This window comes from Pseudomonas sp. PAMC 29040 (assembly GCF_003994535.1).
Lineage (GTDB): Bacteria > Pseudomonadota > Gammaproteobacteria > Pseudomonadales > Pseudomonadaceae > Aquipseudomonas > Aquipseudomonas paraversuta.
The window spans coordinates 103,834-119,558 of sequence record NZ_RZAA01000012.1 but is presented as its reverse complement, the minus strand read 5'-3'; the positions used below and the strand labels follow the sequence as shown (position 1 = coordinate 119,558).

Annotated in this window: 16 protein-coding genes and 1 riboswitch; of the genes, 4 read left to right on the top strand and 12 right to left on the bottom strand. The window is 59.2% G+C overall.

Annotated elements, in window-relative coordinates:
* Nucleotides 1–39: 39 nt before the first annotated feature.
* From zapE to WG29040_RS20365, 3 genes are all read right to left on the bottom strand, one after another.
* On the bottom strand, nucleotides 40–1,134 hold the full coding sequence (gene zapE / locus WG29040_RS20375) for a cell division protein ZapE (protein WP_003443696.1): 1,095 nt from the start codon (nucleotides 1,132–1,134) through the stop codon (nucleotides 40–42).
* 90 nt (nucleotides 1,135–1,224) lie between these two features.
* Nucleotides 1,225–2,580: a tryptophan--tRNA ligase gene (locus WG29040_RS20370; protein ID WP_127196794.1), complete on the bottom strand. Its 1,356-nt coding sequence runs from the start codon at nucleotides 2,578–2,580 to the stop codon at nucleotides 1,225–1,227.
* A gap of 24 nt (nucleotides 2,581–2,604) precedes the next feature.
* A complete protein-coding gene (locus WG29040_RS20365; RefSeq protein WP_003443703.1) occupies nucleotides 2,605–3,240 on the bottom strand; it encodes an alpha/beta hydrolase in 636 nt (211 codons plus the stop codon).
* Nucleotides 3,241–3,379: 139 nt separating this feature from the next.
* Here WG29040_RS20365 and WG29040_RS20360 point away from each other — a divergent pair, with 139 nt between their 5' ends.
* Nucleotides 3,380–3,814, top strand: coding sequence for a YhcB family protein (locus tag WG29040_RS20360; protein WP_003443705.1), 435 nt, complete (start codon nucleotides 3,380–3,382; stop codon nucleotides 3,812–3,814).
* Nucleotides 3,815–3,918: 104 nt separating this feature from the next.
* Here WG29040_RS20360 and WG29040_RS20355 read toward each other — a convergent pair whose 3' ends face one another.
* The 9 genes from WG29040_RS20355 to WG29040_RS20315 all read right to left on the bottom strand — a co-directional run bounded on the left by WG29040_RS20355 (nucleotide 3,919) and on the right by WG29040_RS20315 (nucleotide 12,768).
* Nucleotides 3,919–4,635: an OmpA family protein gene (locus WG29040_RS20355; protein ID WP_003443708.1), complete on the bottom strand. Its 717-nt coding sequence runs from the start codon at nucleotides 4,633–4,635 to the stop codon at nucleotides 3,919–3,921.
* 179 nt (nucleotides 4,636–4,814) lie between these two features.
* A complete protein-coding gene (locus WG29040_RS20350; protein WP_003443711.1) occupies nucleotides 4,815–5,723 on the bottom strand; it encodes a MurR/RpiR family transcriptional regulator in 909 nt (302 codons plus the stop codon).
* 113 nt (nucleotides 5,724–5,836) lie between these two features.
* Nucleotides 5,837–6,601 (bottom strand): ABC transporter ATP-binding protein, encoded by a 765-nt coding sequence (locus WG29040_RS20345; protein WP_003443714.1) that lies wholly within the window; start codon nucleotides 6,599–6,601, stop codon nucleotides 5,837–5,839.
* A 17-nt stretch (nucleotides 6,602–6,618) separates the two neighbouring features.
* On the bottom strand, nucleotides 6,619–7,731 hold the full coding sequence (locus WG29040_RS20340; protein WP_127196793.1) for a succinylglutamate desuccinylase/aspartoacylase family protein: 1,113 nt from the start codon (nucleotides 7,729–7,731) through the stop codon (nucleotides 6,619–6,621).
* Nucleotides 7,732–7,741: 10 nt separating this feature from the next.
* Complete coding sequence (locus tag WG29040_RS20335) at nucleotides 7,742–8,440, bottom strand: ABC transporter permease (RefSeq protein ID WP_003443719.1); 699 nt, start codon at nucleotides 8,438–8,440, stop codon at nucleotides 7,742–7,744.
* A 13-nt stretch (nucleotides 8,441–8,453) separates the two neighbouring features.
* Nucleotides 8,454–9,143: an ABC transporter permease gene (locus WG29040_RS20330; protein WP_003443721.1), complete on the bottom strand. Its 690-nt coding sequence runs from the start codon at nucleotides 9,141–9,143 to the stop codon at nucleotides 8,454–8,456.
* Between the two features lie 90 nt (nucleotides 9,144–9,233).
* Complete coding sequence (locus WG29040_RS20325) at nucleotides 9,234–10,013, bottom strand: ABC transporter substrate-binding protein (protein ID WP_127196792.1); 780 nt, start codon at nucleotides 10,011–10,013, stop codon at nucleotides 9,234–9,236.
* Nucleotides 10,014–10,198: 185 nt separating this feature from the next.
* Nucleotides 10,199–11,959 (bottom strand): DUF1302 domain-containing protein, encoded by a 1,761-nt coding sequence (locus WG29040_RS20320; RefSeq protein WP_003443726.1) that lies wholly within the window; start codon nucleotides 11,957–11,959, stop codon nucleotides 10,199–10,201.
* 179 nt (nucleotides 11,960–12,138) lie between these two features.
* Nucleotides 12,139–12,768, bottom strand: coding sequence for a LysE family translocator (locus WG29040_RS20315; RefSeq protein WP_003443728.1), 630 nt, complete (start codon nucleotides 12,766–12,768; stop codon nucleotides 12,139–12,141).
* An 80-nt stretch (nucleotides 12,769–12,848) separates the two neighbouring features.
* Here WG29040_RS20315 and WG29040_RS20310 point away from each other — a divergent pair, with 80 nt between their 5' ends.
* The 3 genes from WG29040_RS20310 to WG29040_RS20300 all read left to right on the top strand — a co-directional run bounded on the left by WG29040_RS20310 (nucleotide 12,849) and on the right by WG29040_RS20300 (nucleotide 15,690).
* The gene (locus WG29040_RS20310; RefSeq protein ID WP_127196791.1) at nucleotides 12,849–13,814 is read left to right on the top strand and encodes a 2-hydroxyacid dehydrogenase; all 966 of its coding nucleotides are present in this window, start codon (nucleotides 12,849–12,851) and stop codon (nucleotides 13,812–13,814) included.
* Nucleotides 13,815–13,844: 30 nt separating this feature from the next.
* On the top strand, nucleotides 13,845–14,843 hold the full coding sequence (locus WG29040_RS20305) for a class I SAM-dependent methyltransferase (protein ID WP_003443734.1): 999 nt from the start codon (nucleotides 13,845–13,847) through the stop codon (nucleotides 14,841–14,843).
* A gap of 50 nt (nucleotides 14,844–14,893) precedes the next feature.
* A riboswitch (yybP-ykoY riboswitch) is annotated at nucleotides 14,894–15,013 on the top strand.
* Nucleotides 15,014–15,105: 92 nt separating this feature from the next.
* Nucleotides 15,106–15,690, top strand: a complete 585-nt coding sequence (locus WG29040_RS20300; protein WP_003443736.1) for a TMEM165/GDT1 family protein — start codon at nucleotides 15,106–15,108, stop codon at nucleotides 15,688–15,690.
* Nucleotides 15,691–15,725: the final 35 nt, after the last annotated feature.

Here is a 15,725-nt window from a genome sequence, read left to right as displayed (position 1 = left end):
AAGGCCTGCAATGCAGGCCTTTTTTGATACAGCGTTCGACTATGGCTTGTGCGCCCGTGTCAGGTATTCATGGGACTGCATCTCAAGCAGGCGGCTCAGGGTGCGCTGGAACTCGAAGTTCAGGCGCCCGCCCTTGTACAGATCTTTAAGCTCGACTTCAGCCGAGATGATCAGCTTTACGCCCCGGTCATAGAACTCATCGACCATGTTGATAAAGCGTCGCGCGATGTCGTCAGTCTTGACGTCCATCTGCTCCACACCGCTGATGATCACCGCATTGAAAATCTTGCCCAGTTCGATGTAATCGTTCTGGCTACGCGGGCCATCGCACAGCTCGCGGAAATCAAACCAGGCCACATCATCACAGGTACGCAGCGCGCGAATGGTCCGGTTCTCGATAACCAGATCGTCATTCTCGATCACCTTGGAAGAGTTATGCGTCAACGCTTTAAAACTCTCGCGCAGGCACTTCTCGGAAGCCTCATCCAGCGGGAAATGGTAAAGCTCGGCCTGCTCCAGGTGGCGCAGACGATAATCGACGCCGCTGTCGACGTTGACGATATCGGTGTTCTGCTTGATCAGCGCAATCGCCGGCAGGAAGCGCGCCCGCTGCAGACCGTCCTTGTACAGACCGTCCGGCACGATGTTCGAGGTCGCGACCAGGGTCACGCCATTTTTGAACAACTCTTCCATCAGGGTGCCGAGGATCATGGCATCGGTAATGTCCGATACAAAAAACTCGTCAAAGCAGATCACCCGCGCTTCATCGGCGAATCGCCTGGCGATGATGGTCAGCGGGTTCTTTTCACCATTGAGGGTGCGCATTTCTTCATGCACACGCTTCATGAAACGGTGAAAGTGGGTACGCACCTTCTGTTTGAACGGCAGCGCATCAAAGAACGTATCGACCAGGTAAGTTTTACCCCGGCCCACACCGCCCCAGAAATACAGCCCCTTGACCGGAGCCTGTTCTTTTTTGCCGAACAGCTTGCCGAACAGGCCCGGCTTGCTCTGCGAAGAGGCAACCAGGTCGTCATACAGACGCTGCAGATGGCGCACAGCGTTTTCCTGCGCGGCATCGTGGAAGAAGTCCGGGCGTTTCAGATCAGCTTGATATCGTTCTAGAGGCGTCATAATTCGTTAGCAAGGCAACAAAAACGGGCCGCCACTGTAGCGACGGCCCTTGGGAATGGCAATCAACCCTGAGTCGAAACGCCGCACTTTTTAATCCTGCGCAGGCACCAGCGCCACACGCAAGGCTTCGATTGCCGCGTCACGGGTCGCACTATCGGCGAATGCCGGGCTGTCGGCGACGCACCCGTCATCCAGCCAGACGCTGAAGCTCAGGTCCTGAGGACGAATATCGAGCACGCCCCCCGCTTGCAGCTGTTTGCTCACCTGACCTGCGGTTTTGCCATCCGCAAAGTTGCGCGACAACAGCAGTTGCTCGCCATCGGCTGCCAGCAGGCGGAAACGGAAGCTGCCGTCTTCATCGCGGAAGCTGACGAAGCGCGGGCCCTTGGTGGCTTTCTTCTTGCTGGTCGTGGCCGTCTGGGCAGCGCCGACAAACGAGCGCAGGCCAACCGCCTCACGCAACTGCGCCAGAAACGGGGTCGCGGTTTTGCGGGCTTTCTGGGCTCCGGCCAGAAGGATGTCTTCCATATCGGACGGGCGCGACATCAGTTCGTGATAACGCTCGCGGGACTCGCCCAGGTCGGCGTCCAGCAGCTTGAACAGACGCTCTTTGGCTTCGCCCCAGCCCAGGCCCTGCAACAACTCGCCACGGAACTCTGCGCACTGCTCAGGCGTAGAGAAGGCTTGATACAGAGTGAACAGGTGCGAATTATCCGGATCCTTGGCTTCGCCCGGCGCACGGGAGTCGGTGACGATCCGCGAAATCGCGCTTTTCATATCTTTGGCGCTACTGAACAACGGAATGGTGTTGTCATAGCTTTTCGACATCTTGCGCCCGTCAAGACCCGGCAAGGTGGCAACGCTTTCTTCAATTATCGCTTCCGGCATGGCGAAAAAATCTTTGCCATGGCCGAACAGGTGATTGAAGCGCTGGCCAATATCACGGGCCATTTCAACGTGCTGGATCTGGTCGCGACCGACCGGCACCTTGCTGGCGTTGAACATCAGGATGTCTGCAGCCATCAGCACCGGGTAGCTGAACAGCCCCATGGTGATGCCCGCATCCGGGTCCTCGCCGTTTTCCAGGTTCTTGTCGACCGAAGCCTTGTAGGCGTGAGCACGGTTGAGCAAGCCCTTGGACGCTACGCAGGTCAGCAACCAGGTCAGCTCCGGGATTTCCGGGATATCTGACTGGCGATAGAAGGTCACACGCTCGACATCCAGCCCTGCCGCCAGCCAGGTCGCAGCGATTTCCTGACGCGAGCGCTGAATGCGCTGCGGGTCATCGCATTTGATCAGGGCATGGTAGTCCGCCAGGAAGTAAAACGAGTCGGCATTACTGTCCAGGCTGGCCACGATTGCAGGGCGAATAGCCCCGGCATAGTTGCCCAGGTGCGGCGTGCCGGTGGTGGTGATACCGGTGAGAATACGGGTACGAGTGGTCATGGGTAATCGCTTATCAGGCTGCAATCAATTCGAAAGGCGTGGCGCTACCAACTCTTTGAGCTCAGGCAGCTTGCCGTGAAAAAAGTGCCCGCATTCTGCCACTTTAAGCAGCTCATGGGGGCGTGACAGCGCGTTTGACCAGTCATAGACCAGTTGCGGGTCGATCACTTCATCGGTTTCGGGCTGAATTACGGTCACCGCACAGGCTTGGGGCAAATCGTCTTCGGCGCGCAAACGCATCACCGCCGGGGCCACCATGAACAGGCGCGAAAGTTTCTCGCCCCGGGCCTCAAGGCGACCGCCCAGGCTGGCTGCCACAAAACCGCCAAACGAAAAACCGAGCAAGGTGATCGGCAGTTCCGGGTGCCGGGCGCGCAACCAGAGGGCAGCCGCCAGCGCATCGTCGACTTCGCCGCTGCCCATGTCATGGCTGCCTTCGCTGGCTCCCGTACCGCGATAATTAAATCGCAATGTAATCAGGCCAGCATCACGGGCGGTACGTTGCAGGGTCGAAACCACTTTATTCATCATCGTCCCACCCTGAACCGGGTTGGGGTGACACAGTAGCGCCAGGCCTTTTGGCTCAGGCAAATCGAGGTACAAGGCTTCCAGTTGGCCCACAGGGCCATCAATTACTACAGGGGTTTCGCGGGTAAGCAAGAAGGAACTCCGTGACCTCAAACTGGGTCGACTCGTCTAGCTGATAGATTCTGTCTGGCATATTTGCGAGTGCATCGCGGTATACAGCGCAGGTCCGAGCCGTTAACGTAAAGCAAAGCCGTTTATAGAGGAAGGACTCGTGGAACACTCGCTCTTGATTTGGTTATTGCCGACTCTAGCCCTGGTTGCAGGTGTCGCCATTGGTTTTCTGATCGCGCGTCTGCTGCCTAATGCCGCGCCTAACAGCACGCAGCGTCAGCTGGACGACATTCAGAAACGTTTTGACAGTTATCAAAGTGAAGTGGTTACCCACTTCAACAGCACCGCCAATCTGGTGAAAAAACTCACTCAGAGCTACCAGGACGTACAAGACCACCTCGCCGAGGGCGCCAACCGTTTGGCCCTGGACGAGCAAACTCGCCAACGTCTGCTGGCCGCTCTGCACTCTGATGTCCCTCAACCGCATCGCGAGCGCATCACCCCGCCGCACAGCACTGAGCCACCATTGGACTACGCGCCAAAAACCCCGAACGCCCCCGGCATGCTCGATGAGCATTACGGCCTGAAGAAGTAATTCATCCGGTAAAGCGCTCAACAAAAAGCCCCGTGATCGGTAAGGATCACGGGGCTTTTTTTATGCTGCCAGCAAATGCCTGCGGCACCTGCAAGACCTGGGTCTTACGGGTACTGCTGAACTTGCCCCTGCTGCTGGTAGTTCACGCCCGGAATCGGTGCCAGGGTGATCTGCACGCGGCGGTTCTGAGCACGGCCATCAGGCGTGGCGTTACTGGCAATCGGGTCGGCCGGGCCTTTACCGCTGACCGACAGGTACTGACCGCTGACACCCTGGGACGTCAGATAGGTCGCCACGCTTTGCGCACGCTGCTGGGACAACTGCATGTTGTAGTTGTAGTTCCCGGTGCTGTCCGTATAGCCGACGATCTGAATCAGGTTCTGGTTGTTGAACTGCTTCAGCGAGTTCGCCAGGTTGTTCAACGGCTGATAGAAGCTGGGAGCAATGTTCGCCGAGCTGGTGGCAAACGTAATGTTGCCCGGCATCACCAGGGTAATGTTGTCGCCCTGACGCTGAACTTCAATCCCGGTGTTGGCCGTACTCGCGCGCAACGCAGCTTCCTGCTTGTCTGCGTAGTAGCCGTAACCTGCGGCCCCCAGACCTGCCACTGCGGCACCGATCAATGCACCCTTGCCACGGTTGTTATGGTCGATGGCAGCACCGGCAACGGCACCGGCCAACGCCCCAAGACCACCATAGGTAGCAGTTTTGCTCATGCCCGAAGAGGCCTGGCCTTGATTGTCATATGGGTTGGGCGAGGCGCAGCCTGCCAGCAAGGCGATAGCACTTGCGGCAATAATCAAACGACGCGAGGTGAACATGGTGAAGCTCCTGTCAGTCTTTCTGGAGGCAAAGGTCGTTGGCATTAGACCTCTGTGGGCGTTGGAACGCGACCAGCGGTAAAAATTCCTCAGGCCGCCAATATTCGTGTTCCATAAACGATAGTCGTCCGATCGCCTGCCCACAAATAGATATGCCCCGCCCGCACCGGCATCGCTGATTACTTTTTAGTCAATTTACTGCCCACAGGAATATGCAGGTAAGACATGACGCTCTCTGTCAGTTCTGTCGCCAGTTTGACCGCCTCCTTGTTCCGCGCCATGACGCCCGCCACCAGTCCTTCGATCAAGGCAAGTACTGCGATGCTGGAGCTGGTCAGCACCGGATGGTCGGCCGGGGCAAACAGCACATGCCGGGCAATGCTGCTCAGAGGCGAGGCAGGTGAGTCGGTAATGGCCAGCACCGTGGCGCCGCGCTCGCTGGCGAAGCGGGAAAGTTGCAGGGTGTCGATGGAATACCGCGGCAGAGAGATCGCCAGTAAAACGTCCTGATCAGTAATCGCAGCCAGTCGATAGGCGGCGTTTTCGTTACCGCCTTCCATGCTGATAGCCGTGGCATCGGCACAAAACGGAATCAGGGTCGAGGCCGCCAGGCCCGCGAAATAGACACTGTTACCGAAGCCCAGGATGTAAATCTTGCGCGCCTTGACCAGGTGATTCACAAAGGCTTCAAAGGTGTCCGGATGATTGCTGGTCGCGGCCGTGGCCAGGTTGCTGCTGGCACTTTGAATTTGTTCATGCAGGCCAAACGCCCCGTCCGGACGATGGGCCAGTTCGTTACGCAGCTTGTCCACCGGAGACACCACTTGTTGCAATGTTGCCACCAGCTCGGCCTTCATGCCGCTGTACCCGCCCAGATTCAGGGCTTTGGCCAGGCGATTGACCGCCGCTGGCGAGGTGCTGGTCTCGTGGGCCATTTCCTCAATCGTCAGGGTCGCGGCACGCAGCGGATGACGCAGGATAAAATCGGCGACCTTGCGCAATGAAGGCTGCAACTCGGGCACGATCTCTGCCAGCTTGCGCATGACCGCGGCGGCATAAATCGTGGTGTCTTTGGATGGGCTTGGCATATCCGGCTCAACATTCCCTGTGGATAAAAAAGGGGCGGCGCCCAAAGCCGGTCCGTGCAGTAGACACTGCGTCGGCTTGTGACGCCCCGAAGTGTATCCGAAGCGGTCGCCGGCTATTTCAAACTGCCGCAAAGAAACTGCTGCAGGCGTTCAGACTGAGGATTGGCCAGCACCTTGCGCGGGTCGCCACGCTCTTCAACCACACCCTGATGAAGGAACACAAGCTGGTTGGAAACCTCACGGGCAAAGCCCATTTCGTGAGTGACCACCACCATGGTCCGCCCCTCCTGCGCCAGATCCTGCATCACTTTGAGCACGTCCCCCACCAACTCAGGATCCAGGGCCGAAGTCGGCTCGTCGAACAGCATCACTTCCGGCTCCATGGCCAGGGCCCGGGCAATCGCCACACGCTGCTGTTCACCGCCGGACATATGGGCCGGCCAGGCGCGCATGCGGTGCGCCACGCCGACCTTGTTCAAGTAATGCTCGGCCCTGTCCCGCGCTTCGCCCTTGCCCATGCCAAGCACGTGCACCGGGGCCTCCATGACGTTTTCCAGAGCATTCATGTGGGACCACAGATTGAAATGTTGAAACACCATCGACAGTCGCGACCGCATGCGCTGCAACTGTTTCGGATCTGCCGCCTCAAGCCCTCCCCGCCTGCTACTGATCAGTTTGAGCGGTTCGCCGTCGAGCACGATACTGCCGCCGCTGGGTTGCTCCAGCAGGTTGATGCACCGCAAGAACGTACTTTTCCCGGAACCACTGGAACCGATGATACTGGTCACATCCCCGGCCTTCGCCTGCAACGAAACGCCCTTGAGCACTTCATGGGAGCCGTAGCTTTTGTGCAAATCCTGAACTTCAAGTTTGTACATGACATCCACTCTCGGGATCAGTCGCTAAGCAAGCGACCTTGGCGAATAAGGGTATTGCCGGCAACTTTGGCCAGCCACAAACCGGGCTGGGCAAAGCGCAGGCGTTCACGGGCATAGAGGATGCCGTCGGTACTGGCACGCACCACACTGTGGCGATCAGTCAGCGGGTCCATCACTTCAAACAGCGGATCGCCCGCTTTGACCCGCGCCCCCAGCGGCTGGATAAAGCTCACAACCCCCGGATGCGGTGCATAGGCGTACTGGGCACCCGCAAACGGCATGGCCTCACAGCTGTGAACGGGGGCGTCCGGCCATGCACCGCTGATCAGCCCTTGCTCGGCGAGATAACCGAGAATCGCCTCCGCACTCTCCACGCATGGCCCCGACTCGGTATCCGCCATGCCGCGCAGTTCAATGGTGGTGGCGATACAGCCCAGGGCAATCTCAGCCTCGGGAAAGCGCTCGGCCAAGTGCAACCAGGGCAGCGCACAGGCTTCATCAAACGCACTGCCCCCCGCATCCTCTGCCAACAGGGCCACCCCGGCGCGCAAACGCGCGGCCAGCGAGCGCAAGCGCGGCCAGTTTTGCGGCAAGGCGTACAGCAGCATGATCGACTCGAAATCACAGTGCAGATCCAGTACCACATCGGCGTCACAGGCATGGCGCAGCAACAGGCAACGCAAGCCATCGAGCTCAGAGGCCGGGGCTGGCTGCTCACTCAGCACATCGAGCATGGCCCGGCGGATGAGCAGTGTGTTGGCCTCGGCATCGCCACCCAACTGGCCGGCCACCCGCTCAGCCACGCCGTCTGCCAGCACTGGGAAGTCACGATTGAAATTCTTGCCGCTGGAAAACTCAAAGCGCCCCTGGTGGGTCGCCTGAAACATCTGGGCAATGCCGATGGGGTTGGCCATCGGCACCAGCTCGATCACCCCGTTCAACCGGCCTTGCCCCTCAAGCTCCAGCAGGCGACGCTTGAGCTCCACCGCAACGCGCATCCCCGGCAGCTCGTCCGCGTGCAGCGAGGCCTGGATGTAGGCCTTGCGCGTGCCCTGGCCAAAACGAAACAGGGACAGGTGGCGCTCAGTGCCCGAGGCACTCCACGGCAACAGGTATTTAATGTGTTCCATAACACGCCCCTCAGTATTTGCGCGGTGCCAGATACGCCAGCCAGCGGCGCTCGGCCAGCTTGAACAGACGGGTCAAAATAAAGGTCAGCACCAGATAGAAAACCGCCGCGGTAATGAACGCTTCAAACGGCAGGTAATAACGTGCACTGACCGTACGGGCGGCCCCGGTGATATCGACGAGGGTGACAATCGACGCCAGGCTCGTGGTCTGCATCATCATCAGCACTTCGTTGCTGTACTGCGGCAACACCCGGCGCAGGGCCGAAGGCAGGAGAATCCGCCGATACAAAGTCACTCGCGACATGCCCATGGCTTTGGCCGCTTCGATCTCGCCATAGGGGATGGACTTCAGACTGCCCGCCAGCAGTTCCGCGCTGTAGGCACTGGTATTGATCGCAAACGCCATGCACGCACAAAAGGTGGCGCTGGACAGGTATGGCCAAAACACGCTCTGGCGCACGGCTTCAAACTGCGCCAGCCCGAAATAGATCAGAAACAGCTGCACCAGCATCGGCGTGCCACGAATGACATAGGTGTAGAGCCAGGCCGGAAAGTTGATCAAAGGCGATCGCGAGACTCGCATCAGCGCCAGCGGAATCGCCAGCACCAGGCCAAAGAACAGGGAAATCAGCAGTACCTTGAGGGTTATCAGCGCGCCACCGAAATACAGCGGCAGGTTTTCCCAGATCAGGTTGTAATCAAGAATCATGAGGTGCTCCCAATCACAACTCAGCGGCTTTTATGCCGACCGAGTAGTGTCGTCCCAGAAAGCGCAGCACCAGCAATGACACGCTGGTCAGCATCAGATACAGCCCCGCCACGGCGAGAAAAAACGTAAAGGGTTCATGGGTCGCATCTGCTGCGCTTTTGGCTTTGAACATCATGTCCTGCAAGCCAATGACCGAGATCAGCGCAGTGGACTTGGTCAGCACCAGCCAGTTATTGGTGAACCCCGGCAGTGCGAAACGGACCATCTGCGGTACCAGAATTCGCCAGAACACCTGGGCGCTGCCCATGCCATACGCCAGCCCCGCCTCGATCTGGCCTTTGGGGATGGCCATAAATGCACCGCGAAAGGTTTCCGAGAGATAGGCACCAAAGATGAAGCCCATGGTGCAGACCCCGGCGACAAAGGGGTTGATATCGATATAGTCCGTGGAGCCCAGGGCCATAGCGATGCGGTTCACCAGATCCTGACCGCCATAGAAAATCAGCAGAATCAGTACCAGATCCGGAATACCGCGAATCAGGGTGGTATAGACCTCTCCCAGCCGTGCCAGCCACTTGATCGGTGACAAGCGCAGCGTCGCGCCAATCAGTCCCAGGACAATGGCCAGGGCCATGGCGGTCAGAGCCAGATTTACGGTCAGCCAGGCACCCTCGAGAATGCTCGATCCGTAGCCGTGGAGCATGATGCAGTTCCTCAAGCGAGCGCCAAAAAACGCGCGAGACAAGCCCCGGCGACTCCCACCGGGGGAGCCGCATCAGGGATACGGGTTGACTTACCTTTGACCGTAGATGTCGTACGTGAAGTACTTGGTCATCACTTGTTCGTACTTGCCGTTGGCGCGGATTGCATCAATGGCGGCATTCAGGCGTTCGGCGTTGGCCGTGTCGCCTTTACGCACAGCGATGCCTGCGCCCCGGCCGAAGAAGGCAGGGTCGTTGATATCCGGTCCGACCAGGGCGTATCCCTGGCCCAGCGGGGTTTTGATAAAGCTTTCATCGGTGTAGATGATGTCGGCGAGCGTGGCATCCAGACGGCCCGAGACCAGATCGAGGAAGGCTTCACTCTGGGTCGAGTAGCGCACCACCACGACCCCGGCCGTCTCAAGCTTTTGGGTGGCAAAGCGGTCATAGGTCGAAGAGCGCTGCACCCCGACACGTTTGCCCTTGAGATCCACCAGCGGATCGTTGATCACAGTGCCCGCCTTCATCGCGAACTTGCCGGGGGTGTGGTAGTACTTTTTGCTGAAATCGACGGACTTGAGCCGGTCTTCGGTAATCGACATGGAAGACAGCACCGCATCAACCTTGCGCACTTTGAGCGAAGGAATCATGCCGTCGAACTCCTGGACCACCCAGGTGCATTTGATTTTCATCTCCTCGCACAGCGCGTTGCCAATGTCGTAGTCAAAACCGCTGATCTCACCTTCAGGGGTTTTCATCGAAAACGGCGGGTAGGCCGCTTCGATACCAATACGCAGAGGCGCGTTATCGGCGCGGGCCACAAAGCTGAAAGCGCACAGGGCCAGTGCACCTAGAAGTACTGTCTTGTTCAAATTATTGACTCCTGAAGGGCGTTCGGGGGTGAAGAAACACTTGCCATCCAAGCTGGCGCGCAGGATCAGTCCGTCGACTGTGTGCGGCTATAGATGACACGTATTATTTCAGAAATCAACAAAGTGAAAATATTTATATCAAAAAGCGCCAGCCACCCCCTTCTCCACGGGCTCTGAGCTGCGGCTTAAAACTTTACCCCCACCGTCAGCGTCATAAAGTCCCGGTCGCTGACCGTGCTGTAACGCCCACCAAAGAAATTGGTGTATGAAAGGCTGCTGGTGTAGGTGTTCTGGTACTCGGCATCAATGCCCATGCTCACTGCCTTGCGCCCTTCGGCAAAGGTATTGTCGGGGCCCGGCGAATAGCCGCTGACATCGTGGGACCAGGCCAGATTCGGCTTCAGGTTGAGGCTGTTAAACACGTTGTTGTAGGCCCATACGGCACGTGCGCGATAGCCCCATGAATTAGCCGTGGTGAAGCCGTCGTTGCCGTCGCTACCAAATACCGGATCACGCCCGTAGCGCAAACTGCCGCCGAGACCGGCCACGTGGCTCACGCCAACCTCACCGATCAAGGTCAGCCGGTCAGCTCCCATGGCATTGTCGAAGACATGGGTCAGAGAGGTCTGAAACTGAGTGATCTCCTTGCGCCGATAGCCCTGGGAATCGGCACCCGGAGTAACGCTCAGCGGCGATGCAGCGGCCAGTCCCGGCAACAGGGTCACATTGGCGTACAGCAGATCATTGCTGTTGAGCTGTACCGGCGCATTGGGCCGATAACTCAGTTCACCTTTCCATGCCGAGCCTGTGGACAAGGTGGTGGCGAAGCTCAGGCCGTACAGGCGGATATCCTCGGGATACTCGACGTAGTAACTGGAGTTACCGGCGACGATCATCGGCGCCAGAGCGCCTGCAGCCGAGGCCGAGTCGTAGGCCGACTGCGATGCTGCACGCCCGCTGAGGATCGGATCGCGGCTGTGGTAGTTCATGAAGTAGGCGCCGAAATCGGTGTCCAGCGGCTCGAACACGTAGTGCATGGCCACGCCGAACTGCCCGCTGTTGCGCGCATCGCGATCAGCACCACGACGCACCAGCACGCCCTCGCCGTTCACATCGACACCCGCCGACGTCAGGGCTGAAAGGTCCGCCACATTCAGTGCCGAACGTTTGCTCATCACTCGATAATTGCCGTCACAGCCGTCGGCGGTTACGTCGGACTGGGAGAAAAATGTTCCGCAGTTATCGGTTTCTGACTGCTCCCAGTCCAGTTGATAAAAGGCTTGGGCCGAGAGGTTGTCGGTGAGATTTTGCGAAATGTAGAACAGATTGACCGGCACCAGTCCGTCTTTGTATTCAGTGCCCGGTCGCCGATACGCCGCGACATCTGTCGGGTTGATGGCATTGATCCCGCCACCGATAAAGCTGCTCTCACCCCAGTTGACCACCTGTTTGCCCAGGCGCACGGCCCCGGGCTGATCGGCAATGGCGTAGTTGTGATAGGCGTAGGCATCCAGCCACTGGGCTCCGGCAGACTGGGCCGAGGCTTTGCGCCCACTGTCGCTGACTGGTTTGAAGGGACGACTGTCATCCTGCAGTTCAAAGTCGTACCAATACTTGCCCCGGACATACACACCGCTGTCGCCGTACTTGAGCTCCAGCCCGTGGATGCCGGTAAAAATCTTGGAGAAGGTTTCGCCGCGCTTGAAGTTGAGGCGGCCATCATCCGAGATTTGCGATTGCCCCTTGCCGCCGTTGTTGGCGCCGATCAGCTTGCGATCGGCCTTGGCCGTGGACCAGCTGGCGCCAATGGACAGTTCGGAATCGATCTGGCCTTCGATCTCGCCTATGTTAAAGCTCACGCCCCAGGCGGGCCCGGCGAGCGTCGAGACAAGGCTGACTGCCAGTGGCAGTTTGACCTGGCGCCAGAACCGGTTGACTGAGGACATCGATACTTCTCCGAGGGCACGCACAATGAGCCGCAAGGATGAAGGAAAACCAGAAATTGACAAGATCGCCGGTGGCGCAACGCCAAACCTGTGGCCAACTGGCTGGCGCGCGTTGCGGCCAAGCCAGCCCCTGCAGCGTTCCCGCTAGCCGGGGTGGGCCCATGGAGCGATACGAAAAATCAATTCATCTCAGTGAACGCAAGCTTCACACCCAGGGCGACCAGCACCGCGCCCATGGTGCGATCAAACCAGTGGCCCATGCGCGCAAAGCCGGTGCGCACGCGCTGATGGCTGAACAACATCGCAACCATGCAAAACCACAGCCCCGTCGCGACCGCCAGGTACACGCCATACCCGGCCTGAATGGACAGTGGCGTATGCGGATTGATGACCACGGTAAACAACGACAGGAAAAACAGCGTGGCTTTAGGGTTCAGGCCATTGGTTACAAAGCCCGAAGTGAAGGCTCCGCGCGCAGTGCGCTCGCCAACCGGCAAAGAAGCAGCCACGGCTGCCGGATCAGCAGGCCTGGCGCGCAACGCCTTGATCCCGATGTACAGCAGGTAGGCAGCTGCCAGCCATTTGAGAGCGTTAAACAACACAATCGACTGCGAGACAATGATCCCGATCCCCAGCAGCGAATAGCCGACATGGACGAAAATTGCCGTGCCCACGCCGAAGGCGGTAAACATCCCGGCGCGACGGCCGTGAGTCACGCTTTCACGCACCACCACAGCAAAGTCGGGCCCGGGGCTGGCGACGGCCAGCAAGTGAATCAGGGCAACGGTCAAAAATTCTGTCCAGTACATGCACGGCTCCATTACAAATTGTTTCTTCTGTTAGGCTCGCCACATTACGCCTTCACTCGACAGCACAAAAGGTACAGTTGATGACGAACACTCAGCGCGCAGTATTCCTGGATCACACCTCACTGGATCTGGGCGACCTCGACCTTGCCCCTCTGCGCCAGTGTTTCAGCGAGTTGCAGCTGTGGTCGGACACCGACGCCGATAACCTGATCGAACGTCTGCAAGGCGCCAGCGTGGCCATCAGCAATAAAATCCAGCTCAATGCCCGAACCCTCGCGGCCTGCCCCGAGCTGAAGCTGATTCTGGTGGCGGCCACCGGCACCAATAACGTTGACCTTGAAGCCGCACGCGCCCGCGGCATTACCGTTGCCAACTGCCAGGGCTACGGCACGCCCTCGGTGGCCCAGCACACTCTGGGGCTGTTGCTGGCACTGGCCACCCGCCTTGTCGACTACAACAAAGCCGTGACTGCGGGCCAGTGGCAACAGGCCAGGCAGTTCTGCTTGCTGGACTTCCCGATTGTCGAACTCGAAGGCAAGACCCTGGGCCTGTTCGGTCACGGTGAACTGGGCAGCGCCGTGGCCCGGCTGGCCGAAGCCTTTGGCATGCGCGTCTTGCTGGGCCAGATCCCCGGCCGTCCGGCCCGAGCCGACCGGCTGCCACTGGATGAGTTGCTGCCACAGGTCGACGCCCTGACCTTTCACTGCCCGCTCAATGAACACACTCTCAATTTTATCGGCGCCCGTGAACTGGCACTGCTCAAGCCGGGGGCCTTTGTGGTCAACACTGCCCGCGGCGGCATGATTGATGAACTGGCCCTGGCCAATGCGCTGCGCAGCGGCCATCTGGGCGGCGCGGCCACCGACGTACTAAGCGTCGAACCGCCGCGCGACGGCAACCCGCTGCTGGCCCATGACATCCCGCGCCTGATCATTACCCCGCACAGCGCCTGGGGCAGTCGTGAAGCGCGCCAGCGGATCGTCGGCCAACTGACGCAAAACGCCGAAGCATTCTTTAACGGTACAGCGCTGCGGGTCGTCAGTTGATAGACTGCGGCCCTTTTTGAGGAGCAGATTATGGATCCGCGCAGTGAAGTACTGCTTCGTCAGCCTGAATACTTTCAGGGCTCGTTGCTGTTGGTAGGATTACCGGCTGACGAATTGCTCGGCGAACTGCCAAATGCCCACGGCTGGTGCTGGCACGCCGGCGACCAGGCCACCCTGGATGCGCGCTTTGAAGGACGGGTGCATTTCGGCATCGAGCTGCCTGAGCGCAGCTTCGACACCGCCGTGGTGTTTCTGCCCAAGTCCAAGGAACTGGCTGATTATCTGCTCAACGCCGTGGCGGCTCGCCTGCCCGGTGCGGACGTATTTCTGGTGGGCGAAAAGAAGGGCGGAATCGAAGGCGCATCCAAGCAACTGGTTCCGTTTGGCAAGCCGCGCAAGCTCGACAGCGCGCGTCATTGCCAGCTGTGGCAAGTCACTGTGGTCAACGCCCCGGCCGCACCGGTGCTCGCCGACCTCGCCCAGCATTACGAACTGCCGCTGGCCGAAGGCCCGTTGAAAGTCGTCAGCCTGCCGGGTGTGTTCAGCCATGGCCGCCTGGATCGGGGCAGCGCCCTGTTGCTGGAGCACCTGGACAAACTGCCCAGCGGCCACGTGCTGGACTTCGGCTGCGGTGCCGGGGTGCTGGGAGCCGCAGTCAAGCGCCGCTACCCGCATAACAACGTCACCCTGCTCGATGTCGATGCCTTTGCCACCGCCAGCAGTCGTCTGACCCTTGCCGCAAACGGTCTGGAAGCCGAGGTCATTACCGGCGATGGCATTGATGCGGCGCCTATGGGCCTGAACTCGATTTTGAGCAATCCGCCGTTTCACGTCGGGGTTCATACCGATTACCACGCCACAGAAAACTTGCTGCAAAAAGCAGTCAAACATCTGAAAACAGGTGGCGAACTTCGTCTTGTAGCCAATAGCTTCCTGCGCTACCAGCCGCTGATCGAAGAGCAGTTCGGCCACTGCACAGTCAAGGCGCAAGGTCAGGGTTTCCGGATTTACAGCGCCAAACGCCGCTGACAGAAAAGCGCAATAAGGGCTTGCCGGATCGGATTTGCCTAGGCAGAATCCGCTCCGTCCTAGGGGAGTAGTCTCCCACGAGCCTCGCGCTCGTCCGGCATGCGTCAACATACTTGGTCAACAGACCATGGTGCATGCGACCCAGGTGTCCGCACAGACGGACCGGGGTTTGACAAGACCTATGACACGAACACCTTACCCGGGGCGGGAAGGCTGTACGTGTCATAGCCGTGTCGACCCGCCCCTGGAAAACTACCTGATGATGCTCGATTCCTTACTCGTTCCTACAGCAATCGTTGCCTTGGCCGAAATCGGTGACAAGACGCAACTGCTCGCGCTGATTCTCGCCGCACGCTTTCGCAAACCCTGGCCGATCATCGCCGGCATCGTGGTGGCAACCCTCGCCAACCATGCGGCAGCCGGTGCCGTGGGCGCCTGGTTCAGCACCTTCTTCACCGATGTGATGTTGCACTGGGTGCTCGCCGCGAGCTTTGCCGCCACGGCCCTGTGGACTCTGGTCCCGGACAAGATGGACGACGACGAGGCCAGTACAGCCCGCAAATACGGCCCCTTCATCACCACGCTGATTACATTCTTCATCGCTGAAATGGGTGACAAGACCCAGGTTGCGACCGTGATGCTGGCGGCGCAATACCCGGATTTGTGGCTGGTGATTATCGGTACCACCCTGGGCATGCTGATTGCCAACGTGCCGGTGGTGCTGGCGGGTAACTTTGCGGCCGACAAACTGCCATTGACCCTGATTCGCCGACTGGCCGCGACCGCGTTCTTCGTGCTGGCCATAGTGGCGGTGTACAAGGCGATGGTGATCAGCGGCTGGCTGTAACGGCCACTGATCCCTGCAGGCGCTCTGCGATGCAG